The sequence below is a fragment of the Magnetospirillum sp. WYHS-4 genome (assembly GCA_039908345.1).
GTDB lineage: Bacteria > Pseudomonadota > Alphaproteobacteria > Rhodospirillales > GLO-3 > JAMOBD01.
This window is the reverse complement of the sequence record JAMOBD010000002.1, coordinates 68,945-87,438: the sequence shown is the minus strand read 5'-3', so window position 1 is coordinate 87,438 and position 18,494 is coordinate 68,945. Positions and strand designations below refer to the sequence as shown.

Genomic DNA, 18,494 nt, shown 5'->3' with positions numbered 1-18,494 from the left:
CTCAGGATCGCCGCTTCAGGATGAATTCGGCAAGGCCCCGCAAAGGGTCCGCTTTTTCGGCGAAGATTTCAAGGTGCCTGACGGCTTGGTCGCCAAGAAGACGCGCCTGCTCCCGCGCCCGCTCGATTCCCAGCAAGGAGACGAAGGTGGCCTTTCCGGCCTTGGCGTCCTTGCGGACCTTCTTGCCGACTTCCTTTTCGTCGCCTTCCACGTCCAGCAGATCGTCGACGATCTGGAAAGCGAGCCCCAGGTCGTGGGCATAGGCCTTGAGGGCCTGGCGGGCCTGGGGCGGCGCCTTGCCGAGAATCGCCCCCGCTTCGCAGGAAAATGCGATCAGGGCGCCGGTCTTCATGCGTTGCAGGCGGGTGATTCCATCCAGGGACAGCGGATTCTTCTCGGCCAGCAAGTCCATCATCTGCCCGCCCACCATACCTTGGGGGCCGGCGGCCTTGGCCAGTTCGACCACCAGGTCGGCCCGCACCAGCGGGTCGGAATGGGTGGCGGGGTGGCCCAGCACTTCGAAGGCCTGGGTCAGAAGGGCATCGCCGGCCAGGATGGCGGTGGCCTCGTCGAATTTCTTGTGGCAGGTGGGCTGGCCGCGCCGGAGGTCGTCGTCGTCCATGGCCGGCAGGTCGTCGTGAACCAGGGAATAGCAATGGATCATCTCGACGGCGGCGCCGGTCCGCAGCGCGCTTTCCTCGGCCACGCCGAACAGACGGGCCCCGGCCATCACCATGAAGGGCCGGATGCGCTTGCCGCCGGCCACGGTGGCGTAGCGCATGGCTTCCAGCAGGCGGCGCTCGGGGATGTCGTCCACCGGCAGCAGGCTGTCCATGAATTCGGCCACCCGGGCGGCGGCCACGGTCAACTGTTCGCGGAAGTCGGTCACGAAGGAATCCTCATTCGGCATCCATGGGCTCGGTGCCCGGCTCGCCGCCGGGCCCCAAGACTATTCGTTCCACCCGCATGCGGGCCTCCTTCAACTTGGCCTCGCAATGGCGCTTGAGCTGCGCGCCCCGTTCGGCGGCTGCGATGGCCTCCTCCAGCCCCTCGGCACCTCCCTCCAAGCGGCGCACGATGGCCTCCAGCTCAGCCAGGGCCTCTTCGAAGCTCAGACGGGAAATATCGCGTGGCAGCTTGTCTTCGACCATGGCTCCCCCTTCGGGCATCCCGAAGAAAGGGCCGGAGTTTAGTGGCAGGAACCCGCCAGGGCAATGGCTTCGTCACGGGGCCCAGGGCTCCGAACCCAGGTTGACGCGGCTTTACGTCTTGCTGTGGGGGTGATTCTTTGAGTCGTCGATGACAGAAACGGCCAATTCCTGTGTGATGTCGCTATCGACAGGTGGGGAAAGCCTCACCGTGCCAAGGGAACGAGCCCCAAGGGCAACAGGTATCCTTCGGGACCGATGGCAGCGGGCGAGGAAAACTCCTCGACGAATTTCCCCAGGCCCGGCACGCTCCCCAAGTGATCCTTCTTGACGTAGAGGTAGAGATCGCGAGCCAGGGGGTAGTTACCCAGGCCGATGGATTCGGCCGTGGGAACGATGCCTTCGACGGGAACGCCGCGGACCAGGTTTCCGTGGCGCAGCACGGCGCCGAATTCGACAACGGCCAATGCTTCCTTGTCGGCCGCCACCCGGCGGATCGCCATCTCATCGTCCTCGCCCACTTCGACATAGGCCCCGTCCTCGCGCAAGCTTTCACAAGCTTCGCGATGCTTCTCCGCCGGCAGGTCGCGGACTTGGCGGAAGGCGGAGCAGCCTCCTTCCAAAGCCACCTGGGCGAAGACATCCCGCGTTCCCGAGGTGGGCGGTGGGCCGTAGACCCGGATCGGAGTGTCGGGCAGGGTCGGATCGACATCGCTCCACCGCCGATGGGGATTGGCCGCCAAGCGGCCGCCTACCGGAACTTGGCGCGCCAAACCCAACCAGAGATGACGCCGGGTCAGGGCCATGGCGGCCCCCCCGCGCGCCTGGGCCAGCACCACCGCCCCATGGCCGAGCGCCACTTCGGCCAAGGCTGAAACCCCATTGGCCCGGCAGGCTCCGGCTTCGGCCGGAAGGATGGGACGGGAAGCGGTCACGATGTCGGGCGTATTCAACCCCACCCCGGCGCAGAATATCTTGAATCCCCCGCCAGTCCCCGTCGACTCGACGACCGGAGCCCGGAAGGGAGAACCGCGCCGGAAAGCTTCGGCAACCGCCGAAGAAAAGGGAAACAAGCTGGAAGACCCAACAACCCGCAGGATATCGCGATCCGCAGCCCCGGCCGGAGCGGCCGCCAGAATCCCGATCGCCGCCGCCGCCGTCCATCGGTTCATGGAGTCGTCCTCCCTCGTTGCCTTACTTCCTTCTAACCCCATTGGCATGGGGTGCCAAGGCCGCTACAGTCCGGCGCCATGACCCGCCGCCTCGTCCTCACCGCCCTGATTCTTTTCCTCGCCCTGCCGGCCTTCGCCGCCGAGAAGCCCCTGAGGGTCGCCGTCAACTACTTCTTTCCGCCCTTCAGTTGGGTGGTGGGCGGCAAGACCCTTGTTGGATTCGACGTGGATCTGGCCAACGCGCTCTGTGCCGCCATGGGCCGCGAGTGCAAGCTGCGCGCCGTGGCGCCCGGCGACCGGGTGCCCGGCCTGATGCTCAAGCGCTTCGACATCCTGGCGACTCCGACCTCGGGCGCAGATCCCTGGACCGATGCCGTCGCCCTCAGCATTCCCTATTGCCGGACCGCCTCCGTCTTCGTCGCCGGCCCTGGCTTCGCGGGCGAGCCGACGGCTGAAGCGCTGCGGGGCCGGCGGATCGGCGTCAAGCACAACTCCCCCAACGAAGCCTGGGTGAAGCGCCTGACGGCCGGCGGCGCCAAGATCGAGGGCCACTATTCCATGGCCGACGTGCTGGACGACCTGCAAAAGGGCCGCCACGACTTGGCCTTCGTCCCCATGTTCCCCGCCGCCGACTTCCTGAACAAGTGGGGCGACAAGGGATTCCGCGTGGTCGGGAAGCCCATCGCCGAGGACGGGCTGGGCGAGCCGTTGCGCATGGCGGTCCGCAAGGAGGACAAGGCCCTTCTGGTGGCCCTGGACGCCGCCGTCGCCAAGTTGCTGGCGGACGGGACTTACGCCGACCTGACCGCCAAGTACTTCCCCGAAAGCCTTCGCGCCGCCATCGCCCCGGCACCCTGACGCGAAAAAAACCGCTGCCCGGCGGACCGGACAGCGGTTTAGGAGGCTCGCACATGCAACAAACGGGGGAAGAACCGCTTGATGTCGGATGAACATATCAGGAGATGCTGATACTCGCGCCACTTCATCGGGTGGCGGCATGGAAAAACAATGGGTAGTTCATTCCGACCCGAACGGGTGGCATCAAGAAATCCGGCGGCCCCAGACGGCGAATACCGGATCGGAAACCGTTTCTTGGGGGAAATAGCCATCGTCGGCCGGACGCGGCAGGCCGCGCAGGGACTCGCTGCCCAGATCGGCGAAGAAGCCGGATTCCCTCAGGCATTCCAGGACGAACCCGGTCCTCTCGAAGGGATGAAGTTCGGTCCAGAGGCCCGTCACCTTGGGAGGGAACCAACGGTGCGAGAAGGTCAGTACGAAGGGCGAGTCGGGACGCAGCACGCGGGCCACGTCCCGGAAGACATCGACCGGATGCCGCATGTATTCCACCGAAACGGTGCAGACGCAGGCATCGAAGGCTCCGGTGCCGAAAGGCAGGCGTGGATTGGCGTTCAGGTCGTGCACCACATGCCCGGAAAGTTGCGGATTGCGCCGCATCTCCTGCTCGTTCAAGCCAAGGCCGATGACCTCGCCCAGGCCCTCGTCATCGGGCAGGTGGGAACGGAAGGAACTCATCAGGTCGAGCACCTGCATCCCCGATGAAAGCTGGCGCCGGTAGATATCGGTCACCGCCGCCAGGGCCCGGGAGTCCAGATGCACCGCCATCCGGGGCTTGGCATAGAACGATGCGTCATCGTTCTCGACTGCCCGGCGAAAGCCTTCCGGCTGCCAGAAGTCGGTCGGCTGCCCCAGGTGGCGCGCCTGCATGCCGGGGCCGTCGGTCAGAAATTCGGTCCAGTCCTGGCATCGTCCTCCCCCTTGGCCGGAGTCCTCGGTCACGGAAACGATCTCGGTTTCCAAGCGGGCCGCCCGCCCGGCAAAAGGAGAGTTGAGATCGACGGTCAGCGTCTCGCCATCGATACGGACGATACGGCAAGGGCGGTTGTTGGCCTTGAACAGACCGGGCAGGCCATCGGAAATCATGCCTTGCGGGAAATAGCGCCCCCGCGCCGGAACCAGGAAGCGATCCGGAATGAAGTTGCTGTCGAACTTGGCGGCCGGCAATCTCGCCACCTTGGCCGAGTCGGGGGGCGGCACCAAGTCGCCCGGCCCGAAATCGATCGTCGCCTTGTCACCCGCCCGCCGTCCCATGAGGGCCGCATCGAGGCCGCGCGGGAAAATGTCGAGATCTAGGCGTACCTTGGGCGCGAAGCGGATATCGCGGTGACGCACCCCGTCCGCCTCCCATTCCAGGGAGAAGATCGCTGCCGCCGTGGCGGTTGCCGAAATCGCCGAACCCGCGCCCGGCCGTGCCGTACCGTCCATGTCATCCTCCCAGGCGAGCTACCGCCTCAGCAGGCAAGGCCGACGTTGGCCAACGGACCGCCTCGGCGCCCCAGCGGCAAGCCACGCCCAAAGCCTCTCCCATGGCGTGGCCCCCGGTCAGGGCATGAACCAGTCCCGCTGCGAAGGCGTCGCCGGCACCCGTGGAGTCCACGGTCTCGACATGGGGAGCCGCCGCCGTGAGCACAAGCCCTTGCGGGCCGTGCGCCGTTGCCCCCTCCGGCCCGCGCGTCACCACGACCCACTCCAGAAGGTTTCCGGCCACCCGGAATCCGGTGGCGAAGGGATCGGCCAAGTCGGCGGGCGGCAGGTCCGATTGGGAAGCCACCAGAACCTGGGCCGGTCGGCTTCCCTCTTCCAGCGGCGGCATGTGGGCGACCACCAGGCAGCCCTGCGCCTTCTCCGCCAATAAGGGAGCCAGATCGAGGGCCCGGCTGCGGACGTAGAGACAGTCGGCGGCGATGGACAACAGGCGGCGAGGGGGCTCCGGTTCGTGGGTCCGGTTCAGGTTGACGATGGTGCGCTCGCCTCCCTGGGTCACCAGGACCAGGGACCAAGTGCTGGCACCGGGCACCCGGCGCACGGCCGACGTCTCGACTCCGGATGCCGCCAACTCCGCCAGCAGTTCGTCGCCGAGGGCGTCGGTGCCCAAGGGCGCCACCAGAATGGCCCTGTGGCCGGCGCGGGCCAGAGCCACCGCCGTGTTGGCCCCGCCGCCGCCCAGCCGGCTGCCGCGCGCCTCTCCTTCCAGGTGCGCTCCTTCGCGTAGCGGCTCGTGCAACGCCGCCACCTCGTCCCGCGCCACCGATCCGACCACGACAATCGCCGCCATCGTCCTTCCTCCGCGACGCCATCCGGCATATCCCGGCGATCCCGAAGACTACCGTCTTCGTTCGGCCGCGCAAGGCCGATTGAAAGTGCCGCGCGGCCGGCGTACCCATGGGGCATGCAGTCTACCGCCCTCCGCCTGTCTCTCTATTACGGCGTCCTGTTTCTGGCGATCGGCGTCTATACTCCTTTTTGGCCGCTGTGGCTGGCGTCTCGCGGCCTGGACGCCATCGAAATCGGCATCGTGTCCGCAATCGGAATCGCGGTGAAGGCCGTATCCAGTCCTTTGGCCGCCCATGTCGCCGACCGTAGCGGAGAGCGGCGGCGCCTGATGGGGTGGTTCGGAATCGCCACCCTGCTCGGGTTCGGATTCCTCGGATTCGCGCACGGGTTCTGGCCGGTGCTCCTGCTGACCGTCCTCTACATGGTATTCTGGTCACCGATTCTGCCGCTTGGGGAAAGCCTGGTCATGATGGCGATCCGCGACAGCGGACTTCATTACAGCCGGCTGCGGGTCTGGGGGTCCATCACCTTCATCCTGGCTGCGGCGGGAACCGGGCATCTCCTGGTGGACGGCGATCCAGACCTCGTCTTCTGGCTCCTGCTCGTGGCTCTCGGAGGCCTGGCTGCAGTCATCGGCGTCCTCCCCGACGAGCGCGCCCCGAGGGCGGTCGGACACCTGCCGTTGGCCGCCATGGCGAGGGATCGCCGCTTCCGACTCTTTCTGCTGGCCGCGGCCCTGATCCAGAGCAGCCATGCCGTCTACTACACCTTTGCCACCCTTCACTGGCAAAAGGCGGGTTATTCGGCGGATCTGATCGGCGCTCTGTGGGCCGAGGGCGTGATCGCCGAAATTCTCCTATTCACCTGGGGGATTCCCCTCGTCCGACGCCTGGGCCCCGAACGACTTCTGATTTCAGCCGGCTTGGCTGCCGTGCTGCGCTGGCTTGTGCTGGGAACGACCACGGCCCTTGCGCCACTGCTCGTCAGCCAAGCCCTGCATGCCTTCACCTTCGGGGCGGCCCACCTGGGGGCGATTCACTACATGGCCCGCCATGTACCGCCCCAGCTGTCGGCCACGGCCCAAAGCCTCTATGCAGCCCTGGTCATGGGGCTGGGATTAGGAATCGCCGTTCTGGGCGGCGGACCGCTGTTCGCCGCCTGGGAGGGCGGCGCCTTTGCCGCCATGGCGGTCCTGGGAGGAGGCGGAGCCATCGCAGCCTTTCTTCTCTCTCGCAAAACCGGTTGATAGCGAACTCGAGGGCAGTCTGCTCTGGCAATACGACGTGGATGTCGGAATTGCGGCACGTTTAGGTTTATCGCGGTTCCTCCGAATCAGTGACGATTCGAACAATCATACGCACAGCAAGCCGTAAACCGCGTTAACCTGAGCCCGGAGCCCTGGGGCCTTTCCCATGTCGCTTTGCTTTTGCGGCGGTTCCGTGATATTAGCGGCTAGGCGGATGTCGAGACCTCTGGGGGGCATCGACGCCGCGCGTTCCAGGTGGATGGGATGCCGAGCCGGTGAAAAGCTGCCTGTTGTGCCCGAGGGGAACCCGTTGTCGCGGGTATATCCTGCATATCTTGATTCTGAAGCTGTACGATGCGATGGAACATCGTGACAGTCTCGACACCATCGTGCGCGAGTTGTCGCGCGAGGACATGCTCTTGCTGGCGGATCAGGGCGCTAGCGCTCGCGAGACCTGCTGGGGCAAGGGCTTTGTCATGGTCGTCGGGCGAAAGATCGCCGATATCGCCAAGACCGCCACGAACGACGCGCAGATGCGCACCAGCGTCGAACGGACCATCGTGCAGATGGACGCCTTGTTCACCAAGCTTCCAAAGGGGATCAGCATCGATCTCTCGGAACTGGCCATGGAAGTCTTCAACCAAGCCTGCGAGTTGTTGGCGAAGGAGGGCAGCAAGGCCTTCGTATCCGCCAATGTGGTCGGCCAGGCATGCGGGGCGGTCAATCTGCGCAAGCAACAGGCCAAGGCCAAGAAGAAGTGAGGCGCGGGGTCGTCGGTCTTCTTTTGGCTGCGGCCCTTGCGGTGGGGTCGGCAGCCCGGGCGGAGACCTTTCGCGGTTCCACCCTGGCCGTGCTGAGCGGCGGTGCGCAATACCGTTTCACGGTGGAACTGGCCGAGACGCCCTTGCAGCGCGCCGAGGGCCTGCAACACCGAAAATCGATGGCCGCCGACGCCGGTATGCTGTTCGATTTCGGCCGCATCCAACCGGTCTCGATGTGGATGAAGAACACCTTCATTCCTCTCGACATGCTGTTTCTCAGGGCCGACGGGACCATCGCCGGCATTGCCGAGAACACGGTTCCCCATTCTCTCGATATCATCGCCGCGCCGGAACCTGTGCGTGCCGTCCTGGAACTGAACGCCGGCACGGTCCAGCGCCTGGGCATCAGTCCCGGCGACCGGATTTTCCACTGGATATTTGGGCCGTAGAGCCTCTTGCCGCGCGGGCCAAGGCGTGCGCGGCGGCCGCTGCTACCGGCTTTCCTCCGGCCTCTGCGACGAAAGGGCGAGGACTTCCTGGGCGGCGGCACTCTGTTCCAGGTAGTTGATGGCTCCCGTCGCTACGGCCTTGCGGAAATGGGCCAGGGCCTTGTCGCGTTCGCCCTCGATCAGGCGGCGTTGGCCCAGATAGAAATGGGCCTCGGCCAACAGGCCGGCTTGGCTGTCCGCGTTTTCTCCGACGGCGCGAGCGAGGACCGCGTCCTCGGAGGCCGTGCCCATCAGAGTGGCGCCTAGAATACCCGGCCAGCCATCGAGATCCAGGTTTCGTTCACGCAGTCCCGCCAACAGTTCGCCGTCGCCTTCTGCGCCGCTCCGGCGGCGCGCCATGTAGCGCCAGAACAGCATGTACGGGTCGCCCCCCAGGGACAAGCCTTCGGAGAAATCCTGGGCGGCCTCGTTGAACCGGCCCAGGAAGAACAGCGAGTAGCCCCGGTAGAAGAAAGCGCGTTGAAAGCCGGGCTGCGCCGTCAGGACGTCGTCGAAGCGGGCGAGGGCGGTCTCGTGGTCGCCCGCGATCATCTGGCGGAATCCCACACGCCAGGCTTCCTTGGCCGGATCATAGGGCCAATGGCGTATCGCCATGATGCCGATCAGCAGCACGAGGACGAGGTCGATGAGGCGAAGGCGGAACCGCATGGACTCATCCTATCATGGCTTCTCTGGCCGATGAGGCCAATAACTTGTAAATCCATATGGCTTGATCGAGCCGTTGCTACCGCCCTGCCGCCCAGGAGGATGCCTTGACCGATCCCGATCTTCTCGCCCGTATTGCCGCCGCCCTGGAGCGCCTGGCCCCGGCTGCCCCGCCGCCCGCCGACCTGGAGGCGGCCGACGCCTTCGTCTGGCATGGGCCGGAAGCGCGCCTGGAGCCGGTGGCGTCGGTCAACCGGGTGGCTTTGGACCTGCTGAAGGGTGTGGAGGACCAGCGGGCTGCGTTGCTGGATAATACCCGTCGCTTCGCCCGGGGCTTGCCGGCCAACAACGCCCTGCTGTGGGGCGCCCGGGGGACGGGCAAGAGCTCCCTGGTCAAGGCCGTCCATGCCCGCCTGAACGAAGAAGCCCCCCGCTGCCTGGCGCTGATCGAGATACACCGCGAGGACATCGCCACCCTGCCGCGCCTGCTGGCGGTGCTGCGGGGCAGCGGGAGGCGCTTCCTGGTGTTCTGCGACGACCTGTCCTTCGACGGCGGCGACACGTCTTACAAATCCCTGAAGGCGGCCCTGGAAGGAGGCATCGATGGGCGCCCGGCCAACGTGCTGTTCTACGCCACCTCCAACCGCCGCCACCTGATGCCCCGCGACATGATCGAGAATGAACGTTCCTCGGCCATCAATCCCTCGGAAGCGGTGGAGGAAAAGGTTTCCCTCTCCGACCGCTTCGGGCTCTGGCTTGGCTTTCATGCCTGTGACCAGGATACCTATTTCGCCATCGTCGAGGGCTATGCGAGGCGGTATGGCCTGAAGGTGTCCAGGCGCCGGCTGCGGGCGGCGGCCCTGGAATGGTCGATGGCGCGCGGCGCCCGGTCGGGGCGTGTCGCCTGGCAGTTCGTCCAGGACTTGGCGGGGCGGCTGGGGAAGACCTTGGATTAGGCGCTACGGCTTCATGGCGTTTCTTAATATGCATCCGGTCGGCCGCGCAGCACCGACGCGTTGGCCGCCAGGATCAGGGCGGCTCCGGCCAGGGTGGTGGGGCCGATGGCCTCACCGAACAGCAGCCAGCCGGCCAGGGCCGCAAGGACGAGTTGGAGGAATTGCGCCGCCATGACCGGGGCCACGTCGCTCCAGTAGAAGGCGCGGCTCACCGCCGCCTGGGCGAGCGTCGCGAAAGCCGCCAAGCCCGCCAGCCACGCGAGGCCGGCAGGGGACGGGGATGTCCAGACCGTCGCCGCCGGGGCCGCCGATCCGGCGGCCATCACCAGGGTGACCCAGACCACGTTGGTCCAGGTGGATTGGCGCCCGGACAAGGACTTCAGCAGGACCAGTTCGACGGCTCCGAACAAGGCGGTCGCCAGTGCCAGCAGGACGCCTAGCATGGAAACGTCGGGGCCCAGGGGATCGGGCGCCGCCACCAGTAGGGCACCACCAAAACCGACGGCCACCGCGGTCCAGCGGCGATAGTCGACCCGTTCCTTGAGAAACAGGGCGGCCCCCAGAGTGGTGAACAGGGGGCCGGTAAGGGTAAAGGCGATCAGCGCCGCCAGGGGCAGCATCAGGGCGGCGGAGAAATAGGACAGCATGGTCACCAGGACCATGGCCCCGCGCGCCACCTGCAGGCGCCATTGGCCGAGCGGAATCCGCCAGCCGTGCTGCGGCAGGTACCAGGGCAGCAGCAGCGGCAAGGCCAGCAGACAGCGCAGGAACCCGATCTCAAGGGGATGAACGTCTCGTCCCACGAAGCGGATGCAGATCAACATGCCCGTTCCTGCCAGCGTGGCGAAGGCCATCCAGAAGACGCCGCGCAGAGGGTCGTTTCCGGGGGTCGGAACCATGGCTGGGACTATAACGGGGTCGGGCAGTCGCCATATAAAACAAATGTATTGTGTGATGAAAATATGTTTGACACGCGAAACGTGGTCTTTTATGTTAATCAACACATCGACAAACGATAATCTTTCGAGGCTAGCCATGAACGTCTCCGTCTCCGCTCACAAGCCCGCCGTGGATGAGGCCATCACGTTGCGCGAACCCACCGAGGTCGACCCCGCCCAGGTCCATAGCTGGATGCAGGCGGGCGAGGTGCTGCTGGTGGACGTGCGCGAGGCAAGCGAATTCGAGAACGAGCGAATCCCCGGTGCTCTGCTGATGCCCCTGTCGTTCTTCGATGGACAGAACTTCCCTCGGCTTCCGGGGCTGCGCGTGGTGCTTCATTGCGCGGTCGGCAAGCGCTCGGCTGCGGCGGCCAAGCAGCTCCTCAAGGCCGGATTCGGCGAAGGAATCAGCATGCGCGGCGGATTGAACGCCTGGAAGGCGGAAGGGTTCGCCGTCGAAAACTGATCTGACGAGAGCGACAATACCTGCCACCCCGGGTCGCCGCCCCCCGATCTCTCTTCGATGGCGTCCCGGGGTGTTTTTTTGCCCTTGACGGTAGGACTCGGCGAGGGACGCTTTTCCACATAAACCGAAGGAACGCCAGGAAAAGCGGGGCTATCGGCCCGGTCGACGAAAGTTGGCGAAACGCCATCGAAACAATGATAAATTATCAATATTTATCAATATATTGAATTTTAGACGCATGGGAGATCAAGGCGTTGAACGGTGCGGCAAAGCCTTGGTCCAGGCGACTTGCAGGGCCATCGCCACCCTTCCATCCCCAGACTTATCCCCAATCGCCGGGATAGGGGCTCAGACCGGGCGGCGGGCCTTGAGGGCGGCGGTCAGGGTGCCGTCGTCCAGGTAGTCCAGTTCGCCCCCCACCGGGACGCCATGGGCCAGACCGGTGACGATGACGCCGCAATCCTTCAGTCGCTCGGCGATGTAATGGGCGGTGGTTTGACCGTCCACGGTCGCGTTGGCGGCGAGAATCACCTCGGCGATTTCCGGCGCCTTGGCGCGGGCCACCAGACGCGGGATGCCCAGGTCGTCCGGCCCCACGCCGTCGAGGGCGGACAGGGTTCCGCCCAGCACGTGGTAGCGGCCGCGAAAGAGCGCGGAGCGTTCCAGGGCCCAAAGGTCGGCCACGTCCTCCACCACGCAAAGCGTCGAAGGATCGCGCCGGGCGTCGGCGCAGATGGGGCAGGGGTCGGCCATGTCCAGGTTACCACAGACCGAACAGGTCCGCACCGCGCGGGCGGCCTCGGCGAGGGCCTGGGCCAAGGGAGTGAGCAGGGCTTCGCGCTTCTTCAGAAGGAACAGAGCGGCGCGGCGCGCCGAACGCGGTCCCAGGCCCGGCAGGCGGGCGAGAAGCTGGATCAGGTGCTCGACGGGGCCGACCGCCATGGGGGCCGATCAGAAGGGCAGTTGGAAGCCGGGCGGCAATTGCAGCCCGCCGGTGACCTCGGCCATCTTCTTGGCGACTTCCGACTCCACCTTGGTGCGGGCGTCGTTGTGGGCGGCGACGATCAGGTCCTCCAGGACCTCGGCCTCGCCCGGCGCCATCAGGGCTGGGTCGATCTTGAGGCCGCGCAACTCGCCTTTGCCGGACACCCGGACCTTGACCATGCCGCCCCCTGCCGAGCCTTCGGCCTCGATCAGCGTCATGTCCTGCTGGAACTGGGTCATCCGGCTCTGCAATTGTTGAGCCTGCTTCATCATCTGGCCAAGGTTCTTCATCCGGGTCTCCTCTTGCGAACGTGCCTCGTGTATAGCAGGGGAAGGAGAACGAGTCATGCAGCACCGGACGCTCTTCGTCTTCGACATCGAGACCCTGCCCGATACCGACGTGGTGCCTAATCTGACGGGCTTTTCCGAGCCCGGCGTGGCGGCCCGGCGGGCCGAATTGGAGCGCTATCACCTGGAAATCACCGAAGGCCGCAATCCCTTCCCCCGGCAGCCCTTCCACAAGGTGGTGGCGATCGGCTTCCTGGAGGCCGACATCGAGCGCGACGGCACGGGCGAATCGTACGTGCTGCGCGAATTGCGTTCGGGCGGGCGGGCCGACTACGACGAAAAGACCTTGCTGCAGGGATTTTTCCAGCACTTCGAACGCCTGAAGCCGCGCCTGGTCAGCTTCAACGGCCGCAGTTTCGATCTGCCGGTGCTCAAGTACCGGGCCATGGTGCACGGCATCTCCGCCCCCTACCTGCACCAGGCGGGCGACAAGTGGGCCAGCTACAACAGCCGCTATGCCGCCGACTGGCATTGCGACCTGCTGGAGGTGCTGTCGGACTACGGCGCCTCGGCACGGGTAAAGCTGAACGAGGTCTGCGCCGCCCTGGGGTTTCCCGGCAAGTTCGGCACCGAGGGCTCCCAGGTCGCCCAAATGGTCGACGAGGGCCGTATCCAGGAGGTGCGCGACTATTGCGAGACAGACGTGCTCAACACGTACTTGGTATATCTGCGCTGGAAGCTGCATACCGGGACCCTGAGCGCCGACGGCTACAACCGCGCCGCCGCCGATGTGGTCTCATACATCCAGGCGGAAATGGAAAAGCGCCCCCACCTGGGCGCCTTTCTTGACGCCTGGGGCCTGGCCTCGGGCAACCGGTTCCTGCTTTAGGAGGGGGCAATACAGCCGAGATCCGCCAATCCGCCCCGCAACGCGCCTTCGAACGATCGAAAAGACGCCGCCCCGCGAAGGCGATCGATGGCTTGTCTCTGGGCGATGGCGGTGAACAGGTCTGCATCTCCGCGACAGGCGCGGCGGTTCCGAACCGCGTTTACGGCATTTTTCAAAGTCGCCTTGGGATCGACAAGGCGTTCCGCTTCGTCGGCATCAGCCGGCAGGGCCAGGGCTTGCCGGCCGCCCCGGAAACCGAGCGCCCCCAGGACGGCATCGGGATCGGCCATGACCCAGGCTTCCGTTTCGTGGCGCGGTTCCATGACGATGCAGCGGGCCGATCTCAATGAGCATCGCGCTTCGACGGCGGCGCAATAGGCTTTTCCCCGGCTGTCCAGGGAGGACGATTGCGCGCGTCCCCCCGAGTCCGCGTGGATGAACAGCAGGTGGAAGGCCTCGGCATTGGCGCAGGCCTCGGCGGCAACCGCTGCGACTTCGCGGTTCTTCAGGCCCAGATGCACGGCCGCCGCGTTCGGAATGCTGACTTGGCGCAGTCCGTCGGACAGGGTGATCTCTTCCATGATCCGCGGCAGAAGGACGTCGAAATACGCTCGGTCGCTGCCGCCTTCGTAGTAGGCTGCCCACGCCAGATGCATCAGGCCTCCCCGCTCTGGCGCTTGAGCAGTGCGGCGACTTCGCCCCGGGTCAGGTCGGTTTCGGGATTGAGGTCGAGTTCGGTCTTGACGCCAGTCCGCATTCTGGTCTTGACCGCCTTGGTCCGGCTTTTCGGATCGATATGGCTGACCGAATCGGCGGCAACGATTTCCTCGTCTTGCAACGCAGCCATCACCGCCGGGGAATGGGTATTGACCAGGACTTGGAACAGACGGTCGGTGCCGATGGCTTCCGGACGGGACACCGCCTTGCGGAGAAACTCCACAAGCATGGGGATGCGGCCCTCGTGGACGCCGTTTTCCGGCTCCTCGAAACAGAGTATTCCTTTGCGGTTCGGATCGTCCAGCACGGCAAGCAGCGCCAGGAGCCTGAGGGTGCCATCCGAGATGACGCGCGAACTGAATTGCAGCTGTTCCGACATGGCTACGCCGAACGAATATTCCTTCGTATCCTCGTCGTCGAAGACCTTTACCGACCGAACCGACGGCACCAGCGAGGCCAAGTCGGCCGAAATATCCGCGATGATGCCTTCCGGGCGGTCGTCGGCGGCCGTGATCTCCTTGAGGCGGGCGAGAACCGCCGACAGGTTGGAGGCATCCGGCCGCAGGTCCCGGCTTTCGAAGCGGTCGCTCGATCGCCGTGCGGCTTGGGGATTGATTTCCAGGAACTGGGTGGAAACGAAAAGGTCCTTCAGCGCGTAAAGGTGCGGAAACTCGGCCGTGGAGATGGTCGATAACGCCGTCCGAGAAGCCTCCGCTGCCGGCAGCGTCACCGGCCGCCCACGTTTGGTCGCCCCATCCTGGCGGATTTCGAAGGCCAACGTCTGGCCTTTTTCCTTTTTTGTGAGAAGAAAGGGCCGGGAAGTCGGGGCCAGATACTTGATGCTGGGGAAAGTAACCTTTTCCTCCTTGCGCGGGATGGCGCGGCATTCTTCCCCCGTCACGAAAATGCCTCGCGGTTGGCCCTTGCTCCCGTGCTTGATGGTAATCTCCACCTCGTAATGCAGCCTCTGGGCCTTGATCTCGAACTGGCTGCCAAAGGAATCGGTGCCTTCGGCGTCCAGCAGGATCTGCACCGCGAACCTCATACGCGAAGCCCGGCTGGCCTCGGTACGCCGGAACAACTCCTCGGGTTCCCCGCGAAGCTGCTGCATGGCGGTCCTTACGTCATGTCTGGCCAGAAGCGAAAGGAACCGAATGGCATCGAACAGGTTGGACTTGCCGCTAGCATTGGGACCGACGATGGCGGCAAAGGGTTTCAGGTCGAGAGCAAAATTCTCGAAAGTCTTAAAGCCATCGATTTCGATCCGAGTCAGCATGTCGCCAGATTACCTGCGAAGACGGCGACCGGCAATGTCGCTTTCGCGGAACTCTCCGCTAACCGCTTATCTGTTCCAGGAACTCCGCGATGGTATCCCGGTGCTTGCTCCGGGCCAGGGCCAGCGGTGTGGTGCCGTCGGAGTCGGTGCGCCGGGGATCGGCCCCGGCTTCGACCAGGAGGCGCACCACGTCGAAACTGCCGCCCGCCACCGCCCAATGGAGCGCCGTGCCGCCGTCATGGTCGGCGGAATCGGGATCGGCGCCCTTGGCCAGGAGCGCACGGACCAAAGGCGGGATGCGCTTGCGGGCGGCTTCGATCAGGTTGGCTCCCAGGCCGTGGCGATGGTCGAACGAGCCTTGGCCCTGCAGGCGGAGTTCCCCTTCCTCCACCCGGTAGATGGCCGGGGTGTAGGTGGTGGACAGGGTGTCCACCACATGGGCGCCATTCCCGAAGGCCACGGCGGCCGCTTCGGCGCCCGCCAGGTTCTCGTAACCGGCGGCGGTGACGTAATCGGGGGAGATGGTGTAGAAGCGGCGGCGGGGAGCGTTCATGGCGGGCGTCCGGTTTCTGGCGTTCCTCATCATGTTTGCATCGGCCGCCCGGTTTCAAGCCTCGACCATCGGGGCTTGCAATCGCCGTCCGTCTCCACTATGTACACGGCCTTCATCACGCACGCGGGCGTGCGGCGGGTGGGGGAGACATCCCCATGCGTCGCTCCGGTGTCCAACTCCACGGTGGGGTCGGACGTGGCCCGCGGAGGACCAACCGGAAAAGGAAACCGACCATGTCCCCGAATCTGCCCGTATTCTCCATGCGCCAGCTCCTGGAAGCCGGCGTGCACTTCGGCCACAATACCCGTCGCTGGAACCCCAAGATGTCCTCCTATCTCTTCGGGGAGCGCAACGGCATTCATATCATCGACCTCCAGCAGACCGTGCCCATGCTGCACCGGGCTCTGCAGGCCGTCCATGACGTGGTGGCGGGCGGCGGCCGCGTGCTGTTCGTCGGCACCAAGCGCCAAGCCGGCGAGCGCATCGCCGAAGCGGCCAAGCGCTGCGGCCAGTTCTATGTCAACCACCGCTGGCTGGGTGGCATGATGACCAACTGGCGCACCATTTCCAATTCCATCAAGGTTCTGCGTGATCTTGACGAGCGCCTGGGGCTGGAGCAGACCGGCCTCACCAAGAAGGAAACCCTGGTGATGACCCGTGAGCGCGACAAGTTGGAGCGCGCTTTGGGCGGTATCAAGGACATGGGCGGTCTGCCCGATATCCTGTTCATTATCGACACCAACAAGGAAAAGATCGCCATCGCCGAAGCGAACGTGCTGGGCATTCCGGTTGTCGCCGTGGTGGACAGCAACTGCGATCCGGCCGGCATCACCTTCCCCATCCCGGGCAACGACGACGCCATCCGCGCCATCAATACCTATTGCGACCTGATGACCGCCGCCGTCCTGTCGGGCATCCAGGACGAGATGAAGCGCGGTGGGGCCGATCTGGGCAAGGCGACCGAGGTTCCGGTCGAGGCCCTGCCCAGCGCGGGAATCGAGGAAGTCGCCGAGGTGGCTGAGGGCGCGTAAGCGTTCTTGAGCTTTCCTGTCGAAACAAGTCGTTATACGGATTTCCTGAGAAGGTAGATCGCCATGGCTGAGATTACCGCCTCCCTGGTCAAGGAGCTGCGCGAGAAGACCGGCGCCGGCATGATGGACTGCAAGAAGGCGTTGGGCGAGACCGGCGGCGACCTGGAACAGGCCGTCGACTGGCTGCGCAAGAAGGGCTTGGCCGCCGCCGCCAAGAAGGCGAGCCGCGTCGCGTCCGAAGGTCTGATCGGCATCGCCGTCGAGGGCGGCAAGGGTGCCCTGGTCGAAGTCAATGCCGAGACCGATTTCGTGGGCCGCAACGATAAGTTCCAGGACTTCGTCCGGACCGTGGCCAGGTTGGCGCTCGCGGTGGGGGACGATGTCGAGGCTCTGAAGGCCGCCGCCTATCCGGGGACCGGCCGGACGGTGGCCGACGAGTTGACCGCGCTCATCGCCACCATCGGCGAGAACATGAGCCTGCGCCGCGTCGCGGTGCGCGAGGCGGGCGTGCTGGGTTCCTACCTGCACAGCGCCGTTGCGCCGGGCTTGGGCAAGATCGGCGTGCTGCTGGCTTTGGATGGCGGCGACGCCAAGACCCCGGATGTCGCCAAGCAGGTGGCCATGCACATCGCCGCCGCGGCGCCGATGTCGGTGTCGCGCGACGACCTCGATCCGACCGCCATCGAGCGCGAGCGTCAGGTCCTGATCGGCCAGGCCAAGGAATCCGGCAAGGCGGACGCCATCATCGAGAAGATGGTCGAAGGTCGCATCCGGAAGTTCTACGAGGAAGTCTGCTTGCTGGACCAAGTCTACGTGATCGACGGCGAAAGCCGTGTTTCCAAGATTCTGGAAGGTGTCGGCAAGCCGAAGGTGTTGGGCTTCGACCGCTTCAAGCTGGGCGAAGGCCTGGAAAAGAAGCAGGACGACTTCGCCGCCGAAGTCGCCGCGATGGCCAAGTAAGGCCGCAAGATTCCCGGAGACCCGCCGGCCGGCCTTGGTGTAGGATCGACGCCGGCCGGGGGGTGCCCCAGGGAGTCCAAACGGACGGGAAAAGCCATGGAGAGCGAGCCGCGATACCGGCGGGTTCTGCTCAAGCTGTCGGGTGAGGCGCTGGCCGGTGCCGACGGTTCGGGCATTGATCCGGACGTTCTGCACAAGTTCGCTGGAGAGATTGCCGCCGTGCACCATCTGGGCGTTCAGGTGGGCTTGGTGATCGGTGGCGGCAACTATTTCCGCGGCGCCAAGGGGGTCGGCATCGAGCGGGCCACCGGCGACTACATGGGCATGCTGGCTACCGTGATGAACGCGCTCGCCATGGGCAACGCCCTGGAACAGCGTGGTGTGCGCGCCCGCGTCCTGTCGGCCTTGCCCTTGGGACCGGTTTGCGAGTCCTTCGACCGCCGCGCCGCCCTCGGCTATCTGGACGAGGGCCGGGTCGTCCTGTTCGCCGCCGGCACGGGCAATCCCTACTTCACCACGGACACCGCCGCCACTCTGCGCGCCATCGAAACCGGCTGCGATGCCCTGTTCAAGGGGACCCAGGTGGACGGCGTCTATTCCGCCGATCCCAAGAAGACCAAGGACGCAGTGCGCTACGATCGGGTGAGCTATAGCGAGGCCTTGGCCAAGGATCTCAAGGTCATGGACGCCACTGCCATCGCGCTGGCCCGCGAGAACGCCATTCCCATCGTGGTCTTTTCCATTCACAATCCGGGGGCTTTCGCCGAGGTGGTGGCCGGTCGCGGCCGCTTCACCGTGGTCGGCGAGGGGGCCTGAACACTAG

At 65.3% G+C, this 18,494-nt stretch carries 22 protein-coding genes; 10 read left to right on the top strand and 12 right to left on the bottom strand.

Annotation, left to right across the window (positions count from 1 at the left end; translation table 11 throughout):
* Position 1 precedes the first annotated feature (1 nt).
* The 3 genes from H7841_01685 to H7841_01675 all read right to left on the bottom strand — a co-directional run bounded on the left by H7841_01685 (position 2) and on the right by H7841_01675 (position 2,320).
* A complete protein-coding gene (locus H7841_01685; GenBank protein MEO5335594.1) occupies positions 2-835 on the bottom strand; it encodes a polyprenyl synthetase family protein in 834 nt (277 codons plus the stop codon).
* A 64-nt stretch (positions 836-899) separates the two neighbouring features.
* Positions 900-1,151 (bottom strand): exodeoxyribonuclease VII small subunit, encoded by a 252-nt coding sequence (locus H7841_01680; protein MEO5335593.1) that lies wholly within the window; start codon positions 1,149-1,151, stop codon positions 900-902.
* Positions 1,152-1,354: 203 nt separating this feature from the next.
* The gene (locus H7841_01675; GenBank protein MEO5335592.1) at positions 1,355-2,320 is read right to left on the bottom strand and encodes a substrate-binding domain-containing protein; all 966 of its coding nucleotides are present in this window, start codon (positions 2,318-2,320) and stop codon (positions 1,355-1,357) included.
* A gap of 78 nt (positions 2,321-2,398) precedes the next feature.
* Here H7841_01675 and H7841_01670 point away from each other — a divergent pair, with 78 nt between their 5' ends.
* Positions 2,399-3,178, top strand: coding sequence for a transporter substrate-binding domain-containing protein (locus H7841_01670; GenBank protein MEO5335591.1), 780 nt, complete (start codon positions 2,399-2,401; stop codon positions 3,176-3,178).
* Positions 3,179-3,361: 183 nt separating this feature from the next.
* Here the strand turns inward: H7841_01670 and H7841_01665 are convergent, their stop codons facing one another.
* A complete protein-coding gene (locus H7841_01665; GenBank protein ID MEO5335590.1) occupies positions 3,362-4,603 on the bottom strand; it encodes a methyltransferase domain-containing protein in 1,242 nt (413 codons plus the stop codon).
* Between the two features lies 1 nt (position 4,604).
* Positions 4,605-5,453: a carbohydrate kinase family protein gene (locus H7841_01660; GenBank protein MEO5335589.1), complete on the bottom strand. Its 849-nt coding sequence runs from the start codon at positions 5,451-5,453 to the stop codon at positions 4,605-4,607.
* A gap of 114 nt (positions 5,454-5,567) precedes the next feature.
* Between H7841_01660 and H7841_01655 the strand changes: the two genes are divergently transcribed.
* The 3 genes from H7841_01655 to H7841_01645 all read left to right on the top strand — a co-directional run bounded on the left by H7841_01655 (position 5,568) and on the right by H7841_01645 (position 7,908).
* Positions 5,568-6,698, top strand: coding sequence for an MFS transporter (locus tag H7841_01655; protein MEO5335588.1), 1,131 nt, complete (start codon positions 5,568-5,570; stop codon positions 6,696-6,698).
* 335 nt (positions 6,699-7,033) lie between these two features.
* Positions 7,034-7,459, top strand: a complete 426-nt coding sequence (locus tag H7841_01650) for a hypothetical protein (protein MEO5335587.1) — start codon at positions 7,034-7,036, stop codon at positions 7,457-7,459.
* The gene (locus tag H7841_01645; protein ID MEO5335586.1) at positions 7,456-7,908 is read left to right on the top strand and encodes a DUF192 domain-containing protein; all 453 of its coding nucleotides are present in this window, start codon (positions 7,456-7,458) and stop codon (positions 7,906-7,908) included. Before H7841_01650 ends, H7841_01645 begins: the two co-directional genes overlap by 4 nt.
* 42 nt (positions 7,909-7,950) lie before the next feature.
* Here H7841_01645 and H7841_01640 read toward each other — a convergent pair whose 3' ends face one another.
* Complete coding sequence (locus tag H7841_01640; protein ID MEO5335585.1) at positions 7,951-8,616, bottom strand: hypothetical protein; 666 nt, start codon at positions 8,614-8,616, stop codon at positions 7,951-7,953.
* Between the two features lie 104 nt (positions 8,617-8,720).
* Between H7841_01640 and H7841_01635 the strand changes: the two genes are divergently transcribed.
* Positions 8,721-9,569, top strand: a complete 849-nt coding sequence (locus H7841_01635) for an ATP-binding protein (protein MEO5335584.1) — start codon at positions 8,721-8,723, stop codon at positions 9,567-9,569.
* 23 nt (positions 9,570-9,592) lie between these two features.
* Here H7841_01635 and H7841_01630 read toward each other — a convergent pair whose 3' ends face one another.
* Complete coding sequence (locus tag H7841_01630; GenBank protein MEO5335583.1) at positions 9,593-10,468, bottom strand: DMT family transporter; 876 nt, start codon at positions 10,466-10,468, stop codon at positions 9,593-9,595.
* A 136-nt stretch (positions 10,469-10,604) separates the two neighbouring features.
* Between H7841_01630 and H7841_01625 the strand changes: the two genes are divergently transcribed.
* Positions 10,605-10,973: a rhodanese-like domain-containing protein gene (locus tag H7841_01625; protein MEO5335582.1), complete on the top strand. Its 369-nt coding sequence runs from the start codon at positions 10,605-10,607 to the stop codon at positions 10,971-10,973.
* Positions 10,974-11,321: 348 nt separating this feature from the next.
* Here H7841_01625 and recR read toward each other — a convergent pair whose 3' ends face one another.
* Entirely contained in the window at positions 11,322-11,915 is a 594-nt protein-coding gene (recR, locus tag H7841_01620; GenBank protein ID MEO5335581.1) for a recombination mediator RecR, read from the bottom strand.
* Between the two features lie 9 nt (positions 11,916-11,924).
* Complete coding sequence (locus tag H7841_01615; protein MEO5335580.1) at positions 11,925-12,248, bottom strand: YbaB/EbfC family nucleoid-associated protein; 324 nt, start codon at positions 12,246-12,248, stop codon at positions 11,925-11,927.
* A 55-nt stretch (positions 12,249-12,303) separates the two neighbouring features.
* Between H7841_01615 and H7841_01610 the strand changes: the two genes are divergently transcribed.
* On the top strand, positions 12,304-13,134 hold the full coding sequence (locus H7841_01610) for a 3'-5' exonuclease (protein ID MEO5335579.1): 831 nt from the start codon (positions 12,304-12,306) through the stop codon (positions 13,132-13,134).
* On the opposite strand, the gene H7841_01605 is transcribed toward H7841_01610, so the two are convergent.
* From H7841_01605 to H7841_01595, 3 genes are read right to left on the bottom strand one after another with little or no spacing between them, the layout of a single operon-like run.
* Positions 13,131-13,790 carry a DUF4276 family protein gene (locus H7841_01605; GenBank protein MEO5335578.1) on the bottom strand — a complete coding sequence of 220 codons (660 nt, stop codon included), beginning with the start codon at positions 13,788-13,790 and terminating at the stop codon, positions 13,131-13,133. The two genes, H7841_01610 and H7841_01605, sit on opposite strands and share 4 nt — an antisense overlap.
* Positions 13,790-15,127 carry an AAA family ATPase gene (locus tag H7841_01600; GenBank protein ID MEO5335577.1) on the bottom strand — a complete coding sequence of 446 codons (1,338 nt, stop codon included), beginning with the start codon at positions 15,125-15,127 and terminating at the stop codon, positions 13,790-13,792. Before H7841_01600 ends, H7841_01605 begins: the two co-directional genes overlap by 1 nt.
* A gap of 58 nt (positions 15,128-15,185) precedes the next feature.
* Complete coding sequence (locus H7841_01595) at positions 15,186-15,680, bottom strand: ankyrin repeat domain-containing protein (GenBank protein ID MEO5335576.1); 495 nt, start codon at positions 15,678-15,680, stop codon at positions 15,186-15,188.
* Between the two features lie 233 nt (positions 15,681-15,913).
* Here H7841_01595 and rpsB point away from each other — a divergent pair, with 233 nt between their 5' ends.
* The 3 genes from rpsB to pyrH all read left to right on the top strand — a co-directional run bounded on the left by rpsB (position 15,914) and on the right by pyrH (position 18,487).
* The gene (gene rpsB / locus H7841_01590) at positions 15,914-16,711 is read left to right on the top strand and encodes a 30S ribosomal protein S2 (GenBank protein MEO5335575.1); all 798 of its coding nucleotides are present in this window, start codon (positions 15,914-15,916) and stop codon (positions 16,709-16,711) included.
* Positions 16,712-16,774: 63 nt separating this feature from the next.
* Positions 16,775-17,671: a translation elongation factor Ts gene (gene tsf / locus H7841_01585; protein ID MEO5335574.1), complete on the top strand. Its 897-nt coding sequence runs from the start codon at positions 16,775-16,777 to the stop codon at positions 17,669-17,671.
* Positions 17,672-17,767: 96 nt separating this feature from the next.
* Positions 17,768-18,487 carry a UMP kinase gene (gene pyrH / locus H7841_01580; GenBank protein MEO5335573.1) on the top strand — a complete coding sequence of 240 codons (720 nt, stop codon included), beginning with the start codon at positions 17,768-17,770 and terminating at the stop codon, positions 18,485-18,487.
* The last annotated feature ends 7 nt before the right edge of the window (positions 18,488-18,494 follow it).